This window comes from Mesorhizobium sp. M0830 (assembly GCF_040319965.1).
Lineage (GTDB): Bacteria > Pseudomonadota > Alphaproteobacteria > Rhizobiales > Rhizobiaceae > Mesorhizobium.
Genome location: NZ_JAMYOR010000005.1, coordinates 133,502 through 152,587, shown reverse-complemented (window position 1 = coordinate 152,587; position 19,086 = coordinate 133,502). Strand labels below are relative to the sequence as shown.

Genomic DNA, 19,086 nt, shown 5'->3' with positions numbered 1-19,086 from the left:
GAACCGGTTTCCGGACAAGGCCATGCTCAAACAGGAAGACAGACCGGTAGAGAATCTAAGGGGATTTGGCATGAAAAGGATTCTCACCTCGCTGGCGCTGATCGGCCTTGTGGCCGCCGGCACCGGGGCAGCAAGCACTTGGGCAGTCGCCGCCGAAGAGGCACACAACGCGGCCAATCCGACGCATTTCCCGATCAACGAGCCGAAGGAAATGAGCTGGAGCTTCACCGGCCCGTTCGGCACATATGACAAGGCGCAGTTGCAGCGCGGCCTCAAGGTCTACAAGGAAGTCTGCTCGGCCTGCCATTCGATGAACCTGGTGGCCTTCCGCACGCTGTCGGACCTCGGCTATTCCGATGCCCAGATCAAGACGCTGTCGGCCGAGTACACGATTCATGACGGCCCCAACGATGCCGGCGACATGTTCGACCGTCCCGGCAAGCCGTCCGATCATTTCCCGGCGCCCTTCGCCAATGAGGAGGCCGCCGCTGCCTCCAATGGCGGCGCTGCGCCGCCCGACATGTCGCTGCTGGCCAAGGCACGCGGCGTCGAGCGCGGCTTTCCGCAATTCGTCTTCGACATCTTCACGCAGTACGACGCGGGCGGTCCCGACTACATCCATTCGCTGCTGACCGGCTACGACCAGACGCCGCCGGCCGGCATGGTGATCCCGGAAGGCACCCACTACAATCCGTACTTCATGTCCAGCGTGTCGCTGAAAATGCCCAAGCCGTTGTCCGATGGTCAGGTGACCTATGACGACGGCTCGCCACAGACCGTCGACCAGTATTCCCGCGACGTTGCGACCTTCCTGATGTGGGCGGCCGAGCCGCACATGGAAGATCGCAAGAAGACCGGCTTCCGCGTTCTGGTGTTCCTGTTGTTGTTCGGTGCGCTGGTCTATCTCACCAAGCGCAAGGTGTGGGAAGGCGTGGCGCATTAAGCGACACAGCCAATTGATCACAAAAGGGCGCCGACGGGCGCCCTTTTTTGCTGAACGGGGGTTGGCGATCTGGTGGTCAGGTGCGTTCTTGTCGCACAGGTCCGTTGGCACGGCGCCCTGTGGTATGCCACACAGCATCTTTGAAAAAAGAATTGTCGACGGCATGGTGTTTGGATTTCGATGATGCGGCTCAGCGACTGTCACAACTTTTCCGATTTCCGCCGCATGGCGCAGCAGCGGCTGCCGGGGCCGATCTTCAACTACATCGACGGCGCGGCGGACGATGAGGTCACTTACCGCCGCAACACTGAAAGCTTTGACACCTGCGACCTGGTTCCCAATGTCTTGCGCGGGGTGAGCGAGATTGACATGTCGGTGACGGTCATGGGCCAGAAGCTGGCGATGCCGTTCTATTGCTCGCCGACCGCCTTGCAGCGGCTGTTCCACCATCAGGGCGAGCGCGCGGTCGCCAAGGCCGCCGCCAAATATGGCACGATGTTCGGGGTCTCCTCGCTTGGCACCGTCAGCCTTGAAGAAGCGCGCCGGATCAGCAGCAGCCCGCAGGTCTATCAGTTCTATTTCCATAGAGATCGCGCACTCAATCGGGCGATGATGCAGCGGGCAAAGGGGGTTGGCGTCGAGGTGATGATGCTGACCGTCGACAGCATCACCGGGGGAAATCGCGAGCGCGACAAACGCACCGGCTTCGCCATTCCCTTCAAGCTCAATCTGGCCGGGATGCTGCAGTTCGCGCTCAAGCCGGCCTGGGCGATCAACTATTTCACCCATGAGGGGTTCAAGCTGCCGCAGCTCGACGAGCATGCCGACATGGGTGGCGGCACGATGTCGATCAGCCGCTACTTCACCGAGATGCTCGACCCGTCGATGACATGGGACGACGTCGCCGAGATGGTCAAGCTGTGGTCGGGTCCGTTCTGCCTTAAGGGCGTCATGTCGGTTGAGGATGCCAGGCGTGCCGTGGACATCGGCTGCAGCGGAATTGTGCTGTCGAACCATGGCGGCCGGCAGCTGGATGGCTCGCGGGCGGCGTTCGACCAGCTTGCCGAGATCGTCGATGCGGTCGGAGACAGGATCGACGTCATCATGGATGGCGGTGTGCAGCGCGGCACGCATGTGCTGAAGGCGCTGTCGCTCGGCGCCAAGGCCGTCGGCGTCGGCCGCTATTATCTGTTCCCGTTGGCAGCGGCCGGCCAGCCCGGCGTCGAACGGGCGCTTGAACTGATGCGGGCCGAGATCGAACGCGGCATGAAGCTGATGGGCTGCAGTTCGATCGAACAATTGTCGCGCAACAACCTCCGTTTCAGGTAATCTCGACACATGAAATCCTCACTAGAAGACACGCTGCTTGCCGCGATCCGCACCATTCCGGACTATCCCAAGCCCGGCATCCTGTTTCGCGACATCACCACGCTGCTCAGCAATGCGCGCGCCTTCCGCCGCGCCATCGACGAGCTGGTGCATCCTTATGCCGGCCAGAAGGTCGACAAGATCGCCGGCATCGAGGCGCGCGGCTTCATCCTCGGCGGCGCCGTCGCCCATCAGCTCTCGGCGGGTTTCGTACCGATCCGCAAGAAGGGTAAGCTACCCTTCGAGACGGTGCGCGTCGCCTACAGCCTGGAATACGGGCTGGACGAGATGGAGATGCACAAGGACGGCGTTTCGCCCGGCGAGAAGGTGATCCTGGTCGACGATCTGATCGCCACCGGCGGCACCGCTGAGGCGGCGGTCAAGCTGCTGCGCCAGATCGGTGCGGATATCCTCGCCGCCTGCTTCGTCATCGACCTGCCGGACCTGGGCGGCCGCGCCAAGCTCGAAGCGCTCGGCGTGCCGGTGCGGACGCTGATTGGGTTTGAAGGGGTTTGAAAAGCGATTGATCACGACCGCCCGGGCGGTCCCCGTTGCTTCGCAGCATTCGTTGGCCTTTCATCGTGCCGCTGGCACGATGAATTCGCCGAACCGGCTACTCACCCGTCTTCACCAGCACCGCGCTCTCGAACTCCAGCACCATGTCGCCGGTCGACTCAAAAGCCTCACATCGCAGGGCCAGCAGCCGCCAGCCGGGGCGTGAGGCGATCGGGCGGTGCGACAGCGCCGTGCGCGTGAAAGTGATGGTTTGCTCGGCATAGACCGGCTTCAGCCATTTCAGGTTCTTGAAACCGGGCGAGGGGCCAAATTCCGGCACCGGACCGGGGCCGCTCCACGCAGGGATCTCGGCGTCCATGCGATTTTCGAGATTAAGTTTCATCCAGGTCGCCGCCGTGTGCCAGCCGGAAGCGCAGAGCCCGCCGAGCACGCTCTTCTTCGCTGCGTCCTCGTCGACATGGAAGATTTGCGGGTCGTATTTGCGTGCGAACGCCTTGATCGCCTCGGGCTCGAATGTGTGCGAGCCGAGCGTCACGGTGGTGCCGATGCGGAAGAATTCGTCCAGTGTCATGCTTGGCTCCCCGCGGCATCGCGCGTGAGGAACATGGCGGAATTCTCAAGCTCGAAGACGCTTTCGCCACGCTGGTTGAACAGCTCGCTGCGCATTGTCACGAAGCCGAGTTGCGGCTTCGATTTCGACAGGCGCTTGGCAACAACCACTAGGGTGCCGGTGAGCTGGTCGCCGGCCAGGACCGGCTTCTTCCATTTGACATGGTCGACACCGGGTGCGCCCTGGCAGGTGGAGTCCAGCAGGAACGCATCGCACAGCATGCGCATGAACACGGCGCAGGTGTGCCAGCCAGACGCCGCGAGACCGCCGAGGATGCTGGCCTTACCCGCCTCCTCGTCGAGATGCATCGGCTGCGGGTCGAATTCTCCAGCGAATTCGACGATCTCGGCGGCGCTCACCAGCTTGCTACCGAGATCGAGCGACGCGCCCTCGACGAAATCCTCATAGGCCCAGGTTTTTGTTTTTGCAGTCATGGTCTGAAATCCGGCTGACGAAGGGTTTCCGGATGCAGGCCGCAGCACATTTGGTCAAGAGATTTCTATAGCGCCAAGTCGTGGCTGCATGGCCTTTGGCGGGCGGATCAGAGCCAACCGCGGCGCCGGAAATACCAGAACGGCAGGATCGCCGACAACACCATCATGGCAATCGCGAAGGGATAGCCCAGTTCCCATTTGAGCTCGGGGATGACGTCGAAGTTCATGCCGTAGATCGAGGCGACCAGCGTCGGCGGCAGGAAGATGACGGCGGCAACCGAGAAGATCTTGATGATGGCGTTCTGCTCGATCGAGATCATGCCAAGCGTCGCGTCGAGCAGGAAGGAAATCTTCTGCGACAGGAAGGTGGCGTGGTCGGCGAGCGACAGCACGTCGCGGGACAGCGTCTTGATGCGCGCCTTGGTGTCCTTGCTCATCTTGGTGCGGGTCGAGGCATGGGCGAAAAAGCCGGCCAGGCGCTGCAGCGAGATCAGGCTGTCGCGGATCGAGGAGGCGATGTCCTCCTTGCGGCCGATCGCTTTCAAAAGCTCCTGGAAGTCGCGGTTGCGCTTGGAGACCTTGGTCGACCGCGCCTCGAAGATGTCGCGCGAGATTACTTCGATGTCGCGGCCGGCGCGTTCCAGAATATCGGCGAGACGGTCGACGATCGCCTCCAGCAGCCCGATCAGGATGGTGTCGCCGCTGGTGCAGCCGGTCGCCACCTTCTCGGCGCGCTGCGGAAAGGTCTTGAAGGCCTTCGGTTCGTGGTAGCGCACGGTGATCAGCCTGGTGCCGGCCAGCACGAAGGTGACAGGCGACATCAGGGGATCGTCGATTTCGGTCTGGGCGGGCAGGGTGGCGGTCATGAAGTAGGCGCCATCCTCGACATAGAGGCGGCTCGAAATCTCGATCTCCTCCATCTCCTCGCGCGTCGGAATGGCGACGCCGAGCCACGCCTCGATCGCCGCTTCCTCTTCCTTGGTCGGGTTGAGCAGATCGGCCCAGACGACATTGTCGCTGTTTGCCAAGAGGTCATCGACGGCGCGCAGGCGGTCATTGTCCACGACGAAGGCCTTGATCATCGCCGGGTCTCCCTTGCTGGATTAAAGGGTGCGTTCGGATTGACGCGTCGTGTCGGATTGCACGGTTCTCGGCGCCAGCGCCGACCTCGCGCCTGCCGCTTAGACCTGTGGCATGACAAAATCAAGACAAGCGGCTGCCCGGCGGATGGGCGTCGGCCGCTCGGAAGAACTCGTCGAGAAAAAAGCTCGCCGGGATGTTTTGGATACCCGGCCGCTTGAGGCGTCAGGTGTTGAACTTGAACAGCAGGATGTCGCCGTCCTGGACCACGTATTCCTTGCCTTCGTCACGCGCCTTGCCGGCTTCCTTGGCCGCCACTTCGCCGCCAAGCGTGATGAAATCATTGTAGGCGATGGTCTGGGCGCGGATGAAGCCGCGCTCGAAATCGGTGTGGATGACACCGGCCGCCTGAGGGGCCTTGTCGCCCTTGTGGATGGTCCAGGCGCGCGTCTCCTTCGGCCCGACGGTGAAATAGGTGATCAGATGCAACAGATCGTAGCCGGCGCGGATGACCTTGTTCAGGCCGGGTTCGTCGAGGCCCAGCGAGGACAGAAATTCCATCTCTTCCTCGTCGGAGAGCTGGGCGACTTCCGCCTCGATCGCCGCCGAGATCACCACGGTGCCCGCGCCCTGCGCGGCAGCCATCTTTTCCACGGCGCTGGTGTGCTCGTTGCCGGTGGCGGCATCTGCCTCGGCGACATTGCAGACGTAGAGCACGGGGTGCGAGGTCAGAAGGTTCAGCCCCTGCAGGATGCGCAGGTCTTCCGCCGAGATGCCCTTAAGCAGGATGCGGGTCGGCTTGCCGGCTTGCAGCAGTTCGAGCGCTGCCTCCATCATCGGCAGCACGGTGGTCGCTTCCTTGTCTTTGCTGCCGGCGCGCTTGCGGAATTGCACGATGCGGCGCTCGAGGCTGTCGAGGTCGGCGAGCATCAGCTCGGTTTCGACCGTCTCGGCGTCGGCAACAGGGTCGATGCGGCCTTCGACATGGGTGATGTCGTCATCCTCGAAGCAGCGCAGCACATGCACGATGGCGTCGACCTCGCGGATGTTGGCGAGGAACTGGTTGCCCAGCCCTTCGCCCTTCGAGGCGCCGCGCACCAGGCCGGCAATGTCGACGAAGGAGATGCGGGTCGGGATGATCTCTTTCGACTTGCCGATCGCCGCGATCTTCTGCAGGCGCGGATCGGGCACCGCTACCTCGCCGGTGTTCGGTTCGATGGTGCAGAACGGATAGTTGGCGGCCTGCGCCGCCGCCGTCCTGGTCAACGCGTTGAAAAGCGTCGACTTGCCGACGTTGGGCAAGCCAACGATGCCGCATTTGAAACCCATTTTTTGTCCGGTCCTATAGGGAAATAGAAATTTGATCAGGGCTATGGGCGATAGGGGTGATCAACGTCAAGCCCTGTGGCGCCGATCCCGCTCAGTCCTTGCCGCCGAACAGCTTCTTCAGCATGGCGGCCATCGGGCCGGTCTCAGGCGGTTTGGCGGGGGCCTGTTGCGGGCGTGCCTGGCGGATGTGGCTTTGGTGTTTGGGGCCCTGCTGCTTCTGCGCCGGCTTTTCTGGTTCCGTGCCGGCCTTGCCCTGGACGGCGAGGCTGACCTTGTTCATGAAGCCGGAGTCGTCGCCCTTGGCGATCATGGCGGCGTTCTCGGCGATTGCGTCGAGCAGCGGTTCGAGCCATTCGCGGTCGACCTTGTCGAAATCGCCGAGCACATGGTGCTGGACCATTTCCTTGACGCCGGGGTGACCGACGCCGATGCGCACGCGGCGGTAGGCGTTGCCGACATGGCCATCGATCGAGCGGATGCCGTTATGGCCGCCGGCGCCGCCGCCGGTCTTGATGCGCAGTTTGCCTTCGGCAAGGTCGATCTCGTCATAGAACACGGTGAGTGCGGACAGCTCGAGCTTGTAGAAGCGCAGCGCTTCGCCAACCGACTGGCCGGACAGGTTCATGAAGGTCTGCGGCTTGATCAGGACGATCTTTTCGCCGCCGAGCGTGCCTTCTGAAATCAGGCCCTGGAATTTCTTCGACCAGGGCGAAAAGGAATGGCGGCGGGCGATTGCGTCCGCCGCCATGAAACCGACATTGTGGCGGTTGTTGGCATATTTCGCGCCCGGATTGCCGAGGCCTGCAAAGACAAGCATCGTCTGCTCCGAGCGGGAAAGAGTTACTTCTCTTCGGCGGCGGGAGCCGGTTCGGGTGCAGCCACTTCAGTCGTCTCTTCCGCCTCCGGCTTCATCGCCGACGAACCGGCAATGGTCGCGATGGTGAAGTCGCGGTCGGAGATCACGGGCTTCACACCAGCCGGCAGCTTGACCGACGAGATGTGGATCGAGTCGCCAATGTTGGCGCCGGTGAGATCGATGGTGATGAATTCCGGGATCGCATTGGCCGGGCAGTGGAACTCGACTTCGTGACGCACGATGTTGAGCACGCCGCCGCGCTTGATGCCGGGCGACCTGTCCTCATTGATGAAATGGACAGGCACGTCGACATTGACCTGGGTGTCCTTGCCGATGCGCAGGAAGTCGACATGGACAGGGAAATCCTTGACCGGGTCGAGCTGGAAGTCCTTCGGCAGGACCTGGATCTTCTTGCCGTCGACATCGATCGTGGCGATCGTGGTCAAAAACCCGCCGCCATGGATCTTGTAATAGATGTCCTTGTAGGTGAGTGCGATAGCCAGGGGAGGCTGCTTGTCACCATAGATTACTGCAGGCACTTTACCGTTGCGGCGAACTGCACGGGCGGACCCCTTACCGACCTGTTCGCGTGCTTCGGCCTTGAGCTCGTAAGTGTCGTGGCTCATGGCATTTCCTTTCGGTTTGTTCTGGAGCGCTTACGGTTGGCAACCTGCCTGGCCGTAAACGTCGAAAGCCGACATACCCATGCATGACCTGGTCCGAAAACCGGAATCCACTTTTCGGGATCATGCGGGAAGGCGGCCTTCCGCCGCGTTGCCTCCAAGGGTGTCTACGCGGGTGGCGGCTCTATAGCGGAAGGCGGCCGGAGGTGCAAGCCAAAGGCACGTCAGCCAAAGGCACGTCCGCCGGCGCGCAGTTCGGGGCGGTGATTATCCCCGCTTTTCGATGACGGCATAGAGCACGTTGCGGTTCTCGCCAAAGAACACCTGCGCGTTGACGGCGTTGCGGTCGACGCTGGCATTGACGATGTTCCACATGTCGACCTCCGATCGCAGCAGCAACACCCAGTCCATGAAGGTCTCCCGGTAGCCGGCGTCAGGATTGTCCTCGGCGTAGTTGGCAAAGAGAAATGTCCCGTTCGGCTTCAACATCTGCAGGCAGGTCTTCGTGAGTTTTACGGCGACGTTGTGCTGGAGGTAGTCGTAAAGGCCGGAGGCGTAGATGAAGTCGAACTTGCCCAGCCTGTGGCCCCTCGTGAGCACGGTCCGCACCGACCCGTCGACCGCCTCGATCGCGGTGCCCTGGAAGTCACGTGCGATCAACCCAACGCTCTGTGGATCCTGGTCGAGCGCAACCCAACGCTTGAGACGTCCTTCCGCCAGGGCGACCGAGCGATTGGCCTCCCGCAAATGCCCGGCCGCGATCGCCAGGATCTCGGTTTCCGGTCCGTTCTTGGCCGCGATCTCATCGACATAGCGGGTCAATAGGTCACGTCGTTCCCGTGCAGCGACGCAAGACGGGACGTCCTGGGTATGGGTATAGAGCGCCTTGCCGATCTCCGAGGCGTTTGCCACGCTCTCGGCCACGTGCGGATCACAATAGATGTAGTCGAGCAACTCCGCATCACCAGCATAACCTCTGGGCTTGCTGAAAGACCACCGCGTAAGCGGATCCTCGAGAAAATACTCCAGGACCGGATGGTTCTGCACCACCGGTATCAATGCTTGCCAAACGTCGGGATGAACTTTGGCACGTGTCGCGTTGAGGTGCGACATCAGACTACGAATGACCTCGGCGGGGTCCTTTCCTTGTTCGATTTGCTGATGGGTCGCATGGAGAATGAGTGCAAGCTCTGCACGAGCGGTTTCGAAGACTTCGCCGTGATCCTCGGGTCTTCCCCGAGGCAGACTTCCGGCGAGCATCTCGGCAGTAATCAGGCTTTTTCCATCAAGAACGGTTTGCACACCAACGCTCCATAGTTAACAGTCAGTTAACTTATTGCGTAGAATGCTCCATTTGCCAATGATGGGCCGGGCGCATTTTAGCGTTATGATTAATTTCCCGCTAACCATCTTTAATCATTGCACTTCTTCCGGGCCGGATTCGGGTTTCGAGTTAACGGAAACTTGTCCTGCGCGATTGCATTTGTACGCGTGGCGTCGCAATCGCTGTCGCGTCCAGGGAGTCGGCCTGCGTGAGGGCAGAAACTAGAAATGAGTTCGGAGCCGAAAATCCCCTTCAAACGGGGTTTGCTGTGATGAACGATCACGCGTCATCCGCATTGGCCGATACTGTTCATGCGGAGCCGTACGAACCGCGCTATGAACTGGGGACCGACGAGCTCCGCGCCCTCTACCGTACGGAAGCTCATGCGACGCGAAGAGGGGAAGCCCGGCCAGGGCTTTGGATGGCCGTTGTCATCTATCTCTTGTTTTCTGCAACGGATCTGCTGCTGATCCCAGATGTGGCTGCATACACGATCACTGCGCGCTTCGCGGTCGGATTGACTGCGCTTTTGATCCTGGAAGCGCAGCTTCGCCGGGAGGTAGCAACGGAATGGCTTGACGTCACTTGCGCCGGAGCCATCATCTTTGGCTATGTCGGTTGGCTGTGCCCTGCAGTTTTTGGTGCGGACAAAGAAAGCGTCTCTTACTATATGGTCTTCGGCACCATCTTCATGATGAGCGCCAATCTTTTCTTCACGTTCAATTTCAAACTTTCGATAGTAACTTCCACAATAATATTGTGTATACTGTACGTGGTAAATTATTTCGTGCCTTCGACGCTAATATACAAGATGGTATTCGGAACTTTCTATATCTCTTGCTTCACGTTTACCTCATATGTCAACTGGAAACTGAATGAAGAGCGCTACAACGTCTTCCTGAACGCCCTGGAAGCGAAGATCCAGCACAACGAGGCGACCGAACGCGGTAAGGCCCTGCTGAGACTGTCGCGGACCGATCCGCTTACAGGCCTGGAGAACCGGCGGGCGATCGACGAGAAGCTAAGGGACTACTGGAACGACTGGCAAAAGGTTGGCACCAGTTTTGGGGCGATCCTCATCGACGTGGACTTCTTCAAGAAGTTCAATGATTGTTACGGCCATCAGGAAGGCGACCGCTGCCTGATCCATGTCGCCAATGCTCTTAGCGAAATGATCAGGCGGTACAATGGCTCCATCGGCCGCTACGGCGGTGAAGAGTTCATTATCCTGGCTCGCGTGGAGAACAAAGAGCAGATCCTGGAGATCGCGGAAGCCATTTGCAGCACGGTGGAGAACCTGGCGCTCATCCACGAGCTGCGGCGAGACGGCGTCTCGATCGTGACCGTGAGCGTTGGCGCTGCGTTCACCAGAACGCAGACTGGCGCCAAGCTGGAGAAGATCATCCACGAGGCTGATCGCGCACTCTATCTGGCAAAAGCCGGTGGCCGAAACTGTGCTCGCCTGTTCGACCCCTCCGATCCCCAGAGCAGCGACGAGAGCGAGAACATTGCGGCTTTGCTGAAGATCGCTATCGGCCAGAACCTCGTGTCACTCGTTTACCAGCCTATCCAGGATGTCAAAACGGACCGAGTTGAAGCCGTAGAGGCTCTGATGCGCCTCAAAATGCTGGACGGCACGTCGGTTCCGCCGAGCCTGTTCATTCCCGTCGCGGAACGAACCGGCGCAATCCTGGAACTCGGGCGCTGGGCAATAAGAACGGTGTGCGCCGAGCTCCTGGCGGACGATTACGTCCGCGTCGTCAGTGTCAACGTCTCTCCGATCCAGCTCAAGACACCTGGCTTTGCAACGTCGGTAGCGACCATTCTGGGCGAGACCGGCGTCTCCGGAAGCAGGCTGGCCTTCGAGATCACCGAAGGGCTGGAGATGGAGATGCATTCGGACATTCTTCGGTGCATCAGCGACCTGAAGCTGCTGGGAATCAAGATATGGCTTGACGACTTCGGGACGGGCTTCGCGGGCCTTTCGTGGCTCCGCCTGATCGATTTCGATACGGTAAAGATCGATCGCTCGTTCCTGCACGATTGCAGCGCCCCGAACGGCAAGGCAATGCTCCAGGACATTATCACCCTGGTGCGGAATCGCGGCCACAAAATCCTGGTCGAAGGGGTGGAAACCGACGAACAGATGGCCCTCATGCGCGAATTCGGCATAGACAAGGTCCAAGGCTTTCATGTCGGCCGTCCCGCTCCCGCCGTCAGTTACCAGCCAAAGCGGGCCATCCGCAAACGCCCATTCACCGTGCTTAAATCGGCATGATTGCGCCTGCTCTCCGAGGTTTGGCTTAGCTGCCCTTGGCCGCTATGGCTCAAGGGCCGCGCCGATTGCTATCGACCAATGGCAAAGCCAGGCGGGCACGCAAGGGGTGTGGCTTAGTGTTCGCCGCTCAACGCGGCGCGCAGTGCCCTGATCTGCCGGTTCAGCGCATCAAGCTGTGCCAGAGTCATGCCTGAGCGCTCGATCAAGGTCTCGTTGAGGCAGTTGCACTGGACAAGCAGTGTGCGACCGGCGGCGGTCAGATCGACCTGCACCTGGCGCTCGTCGGTCTGGCTGCGCTGGCGGGTCACCAGTCCAGCCTGCTCCATCCGCTTCACCAGTGGCGTGACGGTGCTCGATTCAAGGGCAAGCCGCCGCGCAACCGTGCCAACCGACATGCCATCGGTCTCTCCAAGCGCGTTCAGAACCAGATATTGCGGATAGGTGATGCCCATCTGGTCCAGCATCGGCTTATAGGTGCGATTGATCGCCATGCTGGTGGCATAGAGCGTGAAACAGAGTTGATTGTCCAACGGGAGAGGCACGGCGCATTCCTTCTGCCGGTACGGCAGTCGGTTCTATACCACGAAAAACGATATCGCGATATATATTTTTATGGACAAGGTTTTCGAACTGCGATAGCGATAGTTATCGCGATATCGTTTATCGCGAAGTCAACAGAACGGAGATTGAGATGACCTCGCAATCCAAGCCCAGCTCCGGCAGCGGCACGATCACCACCAAGGACGGAACGCAAATTTACTACAAGGACTGGGGGACCGGTCAGCCGATCGTCTTCCATCATGGCTGGCCATTGAGCAGCGATGACTGGGACGCCCAGATGCTGTTCTTCCTGTCACAAGGCTACAGGGTCGTTGCCCATGATCGGCGCGGGCACGGCCGCTCGACCCAGACGGACATTGGCAACGAGATGGATACGTACGCCGCCGATGTCGCGGATCTCGCCGCCCATCTGGATCTCAAGGACGCCATCCATGTCGGCCATTCGACCGGTGGCGGTGAGGTGGCGCGCTATGTCGCTCAATACGGCTCGGGCGGCCGTGTCGCCAAGGCGGTGCTGATCGGCGCGGTGCCGCCGATCATGCTCAAGACCGCGGCCAATCCCGGCGGCTTGCCGATCGAGGTCTTCGACGGCTTCCGCTCCGCCCAGGCAGCCAACCGCGCCCAGTTCTTCCGCGATGTCCCGGCAGGTCCGTTCTACGGCTTCAACCGTCCGGGCGCGGAAGTCTCGCAGGGGATCATCGACAATTGGTGGCGCCAGGGCATGATGGGCGGCACCAAGGCGCATTATGATTGCATCAAGGCCTTCTCGGAGACCGACTTCACCGAAGACCTGAAGAAGATCGACGTGCCGGTTCTGGTCATGCACGGTGACGACGACCAGATCGTCCCAATAGCCGACTCGGCACTGTTGACGATCAAGCTGCTCAAGAAGGGCGAGCTCAAGGTCTACAAGGGCTTCCCACACGGCATGGCCACGACCCAAGCCGACATCATCAACGCCGACCTGCTGGCCTTCTTCAAGGCCTAGGATATTTTCCAGAAGGCACCCGCCATCGGGGCGGGTGCCTATATCGCCCGGCCTTACCGGGTTGCAGCGACCGCCTGCGCCCTCCTGGCTTCCTTCATATTCGGAAGGAACACGGTCAGCAGCCCAAGCAGCGGCAGGTACGAGCAGACCTGGAAGACATAATCGATGCCCTTCATGTCGGCGACCACGCCGAGCACGGCAGCCGCGATGCCGCCCATGCCAAAGGCGAAGCCGAAGAAGATGCCGGCGATCATGCCGACACGTCCCGGCACCAGTTCCTGGGCGAAAACGACGATGTTGGAGAAGGCCGATGATAGGATCAGGCCGATCAGCACCGTCAGCACCATCGTCCATTCCAGGTTGGCGTAGGGCAGGGCGAGCGTGAAGGGCAGCACGCCGACGATGGAGAACCAGATCATGGCCTTTTGTCCATAGCGGTCGCCGAACGGGCCGCCAAGCAGGATGCCTAGCGCCGAGGCGCCAAGGAACAGGAACAGCATGACCTGCGACATCTGCACCGAAACGCCGAACTTATGGATCGAATAGAAGGTGTAGTAGCTGGCGAGGCTGGCGATGTAGGCGTTCTTGGTCAGCACCAGCAGCGTCAGCACCGCCAGTGCCCACATCACCTTGCGGCGCGGGAAGGGCGAGACGAAGCTCGCCATCTTGCGATTGCCCTGTGCTGCGCGCAGCCGGCTGTACCAGCCGCCGACCCGCCACAAAACGATGATGCCGATCAGCGAGCCGACAGCGAACCAGGAGATGCTGGTCTGGCCGAAGGGCACGACGATGAAGGCAGCCAGCAGCGGCCCCATGGATTGGCCGAAATTGCCGCCGACCTGGAATAGCGACTGCGCCAGACCGAAGCGGCCGCCAGAGGCGAAGCGTGCGATGCGCGAGGATTCCGGATGGAAGATCGCCGAGCCGATGCCAATCAGCGAGGCGCCGACCAGGAGCAGCGAATAGTGCCCGGCATAGGCGAGCACGACCAGGCCGATCAGCGAAGACGCCATGCCGTAGGGCAGCGAATAGGGCATCGGCCGCTTGTCGGTGATCATGCCGATCACCGGCTGCAGCAGCGATGCGGTCACCTGGAAGGTGAAGGTCAGGAGGCCGATTTGCCAGAAATCGAGGCCGTAATTCTCTTTCAGCAAGGGATAGATGGCCGATAGCAGCGACTGCATGATGTCGTTGATGCAATGGCAGAAGCTCACCGCCAGGATGACGGTGAAGGCCGTCGCCTGGGCTGATGCGTGATTGGCGGTCGGTGGGGCGACGCTGGCGGCTGTCGTGTCGGTCAAGGTAGGCTCCGTGGTCTTTTTGGCGGCACGCCCGCAGGGCAAACTGGCGGACGCTGCTGAAGGCCGCCTAAGGAACGGTTGCCTTATAAGCTGCTTGCAGGGTGACTTCTTTCGTGGTTTGGTCCAATAGTTTCGCAAGTGGGCCATACAAGATGCCGCACGGCAAAGAAGTCTTCCACGCCGGCAGTGCCGATCTCGAGCAGTTGCACGAGCGCCGCTGGCAGTGGCTGGAGCAAGTGGCCGGGCCGGCGGTGGCGCTGCCGACCGAATATCCTGACGGCTATCGTGTGCCGCTGCACCGCCACAGCCGCAGTCAGTTGCTTCATGCGCTGGTAGGCGTCGTGCTGGTGACCACGCGCTACGGTCGCTGGATGGTGCCGCCCGACCATGCGATGTGGATTCCCGCCGGCACCGAGCACTCCGTGGAGATGCTGGGCGATGTGTCGATGCGTTCGGTCTATGTCATGCCGCAGGCGATCCCCGGGCTGCCGGAAGGGTTGCGCGTCGTTGGCGTTACCGACCTGATGCACAGCCTGATCGTGGAATCGGAAAAGCTGCCGCAAGGCGGCGAGCTGAAAGGGCGCGGCGGGCTGATCATGAACCTTCTGCTGCACGAAATCCCGATCTTGCCGGAACGGCCGCTCGGGCTGCCGTTTCCGACCGATCCCAGGCTGTCGGCGCTGTGCCGGCGTTTCGTCGCCGCACCTTCGCCACACGCAACGATCGACGAGTGGGCCGATGTCGCCGGCATGAGCCGCCGCTCGTTCACCCGCGCCTTCCAGCGCCAGACCGGCCTGTCGCTGTCGACATGGCGCCAGCAGGCCTGCCTGTTCGCGGCGCTGCCGCGGCTGGCCGATGGCGAGCCGATCACCAGGGTGGCGCTCGATCTCGGCTATGACAGCGTGCCGGCCTTCATCACAATGTTCAAGCGCATGCTGGGCGCCTCGCCGCGCGGCTATATGCGCGGCGCACGCGAAAGCTCGAAGTCGCTCGTCGCCTGATCGGTCCGGTCCGGCTGGAGGGCCCCGCGCCGCAAGGTCAGGTATCGGTCTTAGTCGAAGAGGCTGGACACCGATTCCTCGGTTGCCGTACGCGAGATGGCTTCGCCCATCAGGTCGGCGATCGAGATGACGCGGATGTTGGGAGCATCGAGCACGCCCTGGGTCGGCTGGATGGAATCGGTGATCACCAGTTCCTGCAGCTTCGAGCCGCTGATGCGGGCAACCGCGCCGCCCGACAGCACGCCGTGGGTGATATAGGCGGTGACGCTGGTGGCGCCGTTGGCCAGCAGCGCATCGGCGGCGTTGCACAGCGTGCCGCCGGAATCGACGATGTCGTCGATCAGCAGGCAATCCTTGCCGGCGACCGCGCCGATGATGTTCATCACTTCCGATTCACCGGGTCGCTCGCGGCGCTTGTCGACGATGGCGAGTTGCGCGTCGAAGCGCTTGGCCAGCGCGCGCGCCCGCACCACGCCGCCGATGTCGGGCGACACCACCACGACGTTGCCGAGCTGCTTGTATTTGGCCTTCACGTCGCGGGCCATCACTGGCACCGAGAACAGATTGTCGGTCGGGATGTCGAAGAAGCCCTGGATCTGGCCGGCGTGGAGGTCGAGCGTCAGAACACGGTCGACGCCGGCGCGGGTGATCATGTTGGCGACCAGCTTGGCCGAGATCGGCGTGCGGCCGGAGGCGCGGCGATCCTGCCTGGCGTAGCCGAAATAGGGGATGACCGCCGTGATGCGCTTGGCCGATGAGCGCATGAAGGCATCGATCATGATGAGCAGTTCCATCAGGTGATCGTTGGTCGGGAACGAGGTTGACTGCAGGATGAAGACATCCTCGCCGCGCACATTTTCCTGGATTTCGACGAAGATTTCCTGGTCGGCGAAGCGCCTGACAGTGGCCTTGCCCAGCGGGACGTTGAGGTACCGGGCGACCGCTTCGGCCAGCACCCTGTTGGAATTGCCCGCGAAGAGTTTCATGCACCGTTCCTGGTGGAGGATGGAAAGCCCTGACGGACTCGCCTGCGCCCTTTAACCGGGCTTTTAGCGGCCCGCGCCGGTATTGCAAGCACCGAGATCGGGAATCCGCCGGATAATCCTAGGAAAGCCTTGCACCATCGCCGGTAGAAATCATTTCAGCCCGCCTTGCCGCCAAGCCAGGCCGCGAACTGGTCGATGGTCTGGTCGGCGATTGCCTGCATGGTGGCCGGCGAGACCCCCTTCCAGCTGTCACCGGCCCCGCTGGCGCCGCCACTAACCGAAGGCGCCTTCTGCTGACCGTTGATGCGGTGCAGGCGGTTGCCTGCCGGGTCATAAACGTCCCAGACATAGATGACGGTGGTGTCGGTGCCTTCAGACATCGTCGAGAAATAGCCTTTGAGCACATGCGTCGCGGTCTGGTCGGCGCTGCCGGCGAGCGTAATGCCGCGCTGCCGGGCCCGGGTCTGCAGTTCCGCCGTCAGCGGTGTCGCGGCCTCGACCGACGCGCCGACAATCGGCGCGATCTGCAGCCGGGTCTTCGCCAGGGCGGCGGCGCTTTGGGCTGATGTGACCGGTGTGGTGGTTGCAGGAGCGCCCGCCGCGGTGGTGGCAGGGCCGCCCGGGGCCGGAACTGCGGCTGCAGTGTTGCCTGATGTGGCGGGCAGTGTCTGGGTCGACGTTGCCGGCGGGGTGATGGCAGAGGGTTCGAGCACGTCCTTTGCGTTGGTGCAGGCGCCAAGAGCCAATGCCACAAGCAATGACACGGTCGTCACATGCGATCGTCTCATTTGCCTTCTAACTCCTTGGCGAAGAACGCCTCCCATTATGGATTCACTGTACGATCAAGTCGAGATCATGGCGGGACAGCGGCTTCGGCTGGGATTCGGTGGTCAGGTAGGTGCGGCCAAGCGTCATTGCCGTCTCGGTGTCGGAATCCATGATGATCATGTGGGCGAACAGCGTCATGTTGGGCGCGATCGGCTCGGGATTGCCTTGGTAGAACATCGGCATGTCCATCCAGGATGGCGTGAAGCGGGCTCCGACCGAATAGCCGCAGGCGTTCAACCGGTGCTTGGTCAGGCCGTGCGCCTCCATGGTGCGGGCGTGGGCGTCGAACACGTCGCCGAAGCTGTTGCCCGGCGTCATCGCCTTCTCGACGGCCAGAAGGGCGGCGCGGGCGGCGTCGAAGAGCTCCTGATGGCGCTTGGAGACCTTGCCGGTCAGCACCGTGCGCATCATCGGCGCATGGTAGTGGTTGAAGACGCCAGCCCATTCAAGCGTCAGCTGGTCGTTCTTTGTGAGCTTGCGGCGGCCGGCCTTGTAGCGGCACAACAGGGCGTCGACACCGGAGCCGATGATGAATTCGTTGGCTGGATAGTCGCCGCCGCCGGCGAAGATCGCACCTTGCATGGCGGCCAGGATCAAGGCTTCGTCGCCACCCTGCTTGATCAGCGGCAAGGCCGCGTCGAGCGCGTCGTCTGAGAGATTGGCGGCCTTCTCGGCCTTCGAGATTTCGGCTGGGCTCTTGAACAGGCGCAGCCGGCCGACGATGCCGGATGCATCGGCGATCTGGCCGAAGGTCTGCAACTGTTCGTCGAGCCGGCGGCCGTTGAAGGCGGTCAGGCCGTGAGTGTCGTATTCGACGCCAATGCGAGCGCCGAGCAGGTCGAGTTCGTTGAGCAGATTGCGCAGGTCGACCGCCGGATTGGCGCCATCGCGGTCGGTCCACAGAACGATGTTGTCGATGATCGAGGTCTGGCGCGCCTGACGCAGATCGGCCGAGCGGGTCAGAAGCACCATCGAACCGTCGGCCTTCACCACCAGGCACTGGAAGAAGCAGAAACCGAACGTATCGTAGCCGGTCAGCCAGTACATGCTCTCTTGCGCGAACAGGAGGATGGCGTCGAGCTTCTTCTCGGCCATCTCGATCATCAGCCGGTCGCGCCGCGCGTCGAATTCGGATCGTTCAAAATGCAGCGCCATTATTCCCTCTCCAAAACGATTGCCGAAACCTGCCGGCCGTAATCGGGCTCCTTGCGGTGCGTGGCGCGCCGGTAGGAGTAGAACAGATCTTCCTCGGCATAGGTGCAGCGTCCGAGGCCGTCGGCTATTACACCGGCCTTGGCCAGCCGGTCGACCGTGTAGCGGTTGAGGTCGAACATCGCATGGCCGGCGTTGGCGGAAGGCGCGAAATAGCCGATGTTCTCGGCGTCGGCCTCAACGAAGCGGGCAAGGAATTCCGGTCCGACTTCATAATTTTGCGGGCCGATCGAAGGGCCGAGCACGGCGATGATGTTTTGGCGATGGGCACCGAGGCTTTCCATGGCGATGACGGTGTTTTCAAGCACGCCTGTGAAAGCGCCTTTCCATCCGGCGTGTGCGGCGCCGATGATGCGCGCCTGCGGATCGGCGAAGAGTACCGGACCGCAATCGGCGGTCGAGGCGCCGATGGCGACGCCCGGCCGGTCGGTGACGATGGCGTCTGCCTTGGGGCGCTCGCCGGCAAAGGGTTCCCGGGCGATGACGACATCGGGTGAGTGGATCTGCCAGGCGGTCAACAGATGGCGCGCCGGCACGCCCATCCACGCAGCGACCCGGGCGCGATTCTCGGCCACCAAGGCCTGATCGTCGTTCGATCCGGTGCCGATGTTGAGGCCATGATAGATGCCGCTGGAGACACCCCCAATGCGGGTGAAATAGCCGTGGCGGATGCCTTGTGCCTGCGCCTTGTCCAGCAGCGGCGACCGAACGGGATCCGGTTTGGTCTGATTCAGCATGCGGGCGTTGTTGTCCGTGTGGGCGGTTTCGTCAAGAAGAAGGTGCTTCGTCGAGAAGGAGGCGGGGCTGGGCGGTGTGACCGTCTCTTTTCGCCGGACGGGAGATTGGGA

18 protein-coding genes and 1 pseudogene are annotated in these 19,086 nt (G+C 61.7%); 6 read left to right on the top strand and 13 right to left on the bottom strand.

Going from position 1 to position 19,086, the window contains the following annotated elements; genetic code table 11:
• Positions 1 to 70 precede the first annotated feature (70 nt).
• The 3 genes from NKI20_RS05560 (at position 71) to NKI20_RS05550 (ending at position 2,827) form a co-directional block, all read left to right on the top strand.
• Complete coding sequence (locus tag NKI20_RS05560) at positions 71 to 943, top strand: cytochrome c1 (protein ID WP_352828988.1); 873 nt, start codon at positions 71 to 73, stop codon at positions 941 to 943.
• A gap of 183 nt (positions 944 to 1,126) precedes the next feature.
• Complete coding sequence (locus NKI20_RS05555) at positions 1,127 to 2,272, top strand: alpha-hydroxy acid oxidase (RefSeq protein ID WP_352603478.1); 1,146 nt, start codon at positions 1,127 to 1,129, stop codon at positions 2,270 to 2,272.
• A gap of 9 nt (positions 2,273 to 2,281) precedes the next feature.
• Positions 2,282 to 2,827 carry an adenine phosphoribosyltransferase gene (locus NKI20_RS05550; protein WP_023760724.1) on the top strand — a complete coding sequence of 182 codons (546 nt, stop codon included), beginning with the start codon at positions 2,282 to 2,284 and terminating at the stop codon, positions 2,825 to 2,827.
• A gap of 97 nt (positions 2,828 to 2,924) precedes the next feature.
• Here NKI20_RS05550 and NKI20_RS05545 read toward each other — a convergent pair whose 3' ends face one another.
• The 7 genes from NKI20_RS05545 to NKI20_RS05515 form a co-directional block, all read right to left on the bottom strand.
• Positions 2,925 to 3,398 carry a MaoC family dehydratase gene (locus tag NKI20_RS05545; RefSeq protein ID WP_352828987.1) on the bottom strand — a complete coding sequence of 158 codons (474 nt, stop codon included), beginning with the start codon at positions 3,396 to 3,398 and terminating at the stop codon, positions 2,925 to 2,927.
• A complete protein-coding gene (locus NKI20_RS05540) occupies positions 3,395 to 3,871 on the bottom strand; it encodes a MaoC family dehydratase (RefSeq protein ID WP_352828985.1) in 477 nt (158 codons plus the stop codon). Before NKI20_RS05540 ends, NKI20_RS05545 begins: the two co-directional genes overlap by 4 nt.
• A 107-nt stretch (positions 3,872 to 3,978) precedes the next feature.
• Positions 3,979 to 4,953 carry a magnesium/cobalt transporter CorA gene (corA, locus tag NKI20_RS05535; RefSeq protein WP_352828983.1) on the bottom strand — a complete coding sequence of 325 codons (975 nt, stop codon included), beginning with the start codon at positions 4,951 to 4,953 and terminating at the stop codon, positions 3,979 to 3,981.
• 223 nt (positions 4,954 to 5,176) lie between these two features.
• Positions 5,177 to 6,280, bottom strand: coding sequence for a redox-regulated ATPase YchF (ychF, locus tag NKI20_RS05530; RefSeq protein ID WP_023760727.1), 1,104 nt, complete (start codon positions 6,278 to 6,280; stop codon positions 5,177 to 5,179).
• A 91-nt stretch (positions 6,281 to 6,371) separates the two neighbouring features.
• Positions 6,372 to 7,097, bottom strand: a complete 726-nt coding sequence (gene pth, locus NKI20_RS05525) for an aminoacyl-tRNA hydrolase (RefSeq protein ID WP_352828981.1) — start codon at positions 7,095 to 7,097, stop codon at positions 6,372 to 6,374.
• A 23-nt stretch (positions 7,098 to 7,120) separates the two neighbouring features.
• Entirely contained in the window at positions 7,121 to 7,762 is a 642-nt protein-coding gene (locus NKI20_RS05520; RefSeq protein WP_352828979.1) for a 50S ribosomal protein L25/general stress protein Ctc, read from the bottom strand.
• A gap of 264 nt (positions 7,763 to 8,026) precedes the next feature.
• Positions 8,027 to 9,061: a class I SAM-dependent methyltransferase gene (locus NKI20_RS05515; RefSeq protein WP_023760730.1), complete on the bottom strand. Its 1,035-nt coding sequence runs from the start codon at positions 9,059 to 9,061 to the stop codon at positions 8,027 to 8,029.
• Positions 9,062 to 9,354: 293 nt separating this feature from the next.
• Between NKI20_RS05515 and NKI20_RS05510 the strand changes: the two genes are divergently transcribed.
• On the top strand, positions 9,355 to 11,361 hold the full coding sequence (locus NKI20_RS05510) for a putative bifunctional diguanylate cyclase/phosphodiesterase (protein ID WP_352603472.1): 2,007 nt from the start codon (positions 9,355 to 9,357) through the stop codon (positions 11,359 to 11,361).
• Positions 11,362 to 11,474: 113 nt separating this feature from the next.
• Here NKI20_RS05510 and NKI20_RS05505 read toward each other — a convergent pair whose 3' ends face one another.
• Positions 11,475 to 11,903: a MarR family winged helix-turn-helix transcriptional regulator gene (locus NKI20_RS05505; RefSeq protein ID WP_352603470.1), complete on the bottom strand. Its 429-nt coding sequence runs from the start codon at positions 11,901 to 11,903 to the stop codon at positions 11,475 to 11,477.
• Positions 11,904 to 12,052: 149 nt separating this feature from the next.
• Here NKI20_RS05505 and NKI20_RS05500 point away from each other — a divergent pair, with 149 nt between their 5' ends.
• Positions 12,053 to 12,910: an alpha/beta fold hydrolase gene (locus NKI20_RS05500; protein WP_352828976.1), complete on the top strand. Its 858-nt coding sequence runs from the start codon at positions 12,053 to 12,055 to the stop codon at positions 12,908 to 12,910.
• Between the two features lie 53 nt (positions 12,911 to 12,963).
• Here NKI20_RS05500 and NKI20_RS05495 read toward each other — a convergent pair whose 3' ends face one another.
• Entirely contained in the window at positions 12,964 to 14,211 is a 1,248-nt protein-coding gene (locus tag NKI20_RS05495; RefSeq protein WP_352828974.1) for an MFS transporter, read from the bottom strand.
• A 152-nt stretch (positions 14,212 to 14,363) separates the two neighbouring features.
• Here NKI20_RS05495 and NKI20_RS05490 point away from each other — a divergent pair.
• Positions 14,364 to 15,244: pseudogene (locus NKI20_RS05490) on the top strand (AraC family transcriptional regulator); the annotation flags it as partial.
• A gap of 18 nt (positions 15,245 to 15,262) precedes the next feature.
• Here the strand turns inward: NKI20_RS05490 and NKI20_RS05485 are convergent.
• From NKI20_RS05485 to pgeF, 4 genes are all read right to left on the bottom strand, one after another.
• The gene (locus tag NKI20_RS05485) at positions 15,263 to 16,198 is read right to left on the bottom strand and encodes a ribose-phosphate pyrophosphokinase (protein WP_013530002.1); all 936 of its coding nucleotides are present in this window, start codon (positions 16,196 to 16,198) and stop codon (positions 15,263 to 15,265) included.
• A 155-nt stretch (positions 16,199 to 16,353) separates the two neighbouring features.
• Positions 16,354 to 16,986 carry a hypothetical protein gene (locus tag NKI20_RS05480; protein WP_352603462.1) on the bottom strand — a complete coding sequence of 211 codons (633 nt, stop codon included), beginning with the start codon at positions 16,984 to 16,986 and terminating at the stop codon, positions 16,354 to 16,356.
• 43 nt (positions 16,987 to 17,029) lie between these two features.
• The gene (locus tag NKI20_RS05475) at positions 17,030 to 18,181 is read right to left on the bottom strand and encodes a M24 family metallopeptidase (RefSeq protein WP_352828970.1); all 1,152 of its coding nucleotides are present in this window, start codon (positions 18,179 to 18,181) and stop codon (positions 17,030 to 17,032) included.
• Positions 18,181 to 18,975, bottom strand: coding sequence for a peptidoglycan editing factor PgeF (gene pgeF / locus NKI20_RS05470; protein ID WP_023761208.1), 795 nt, complete (start codon positions 18,973 to 18,975; stop codon positions 18,181 to 18,183). Before pgeF ends, NKI20_RS05475 begins: the two co-directional genes overlap by 1 nt.
• Positions 18,976 to 19,086: the final 111 nt, after the last annotated feature.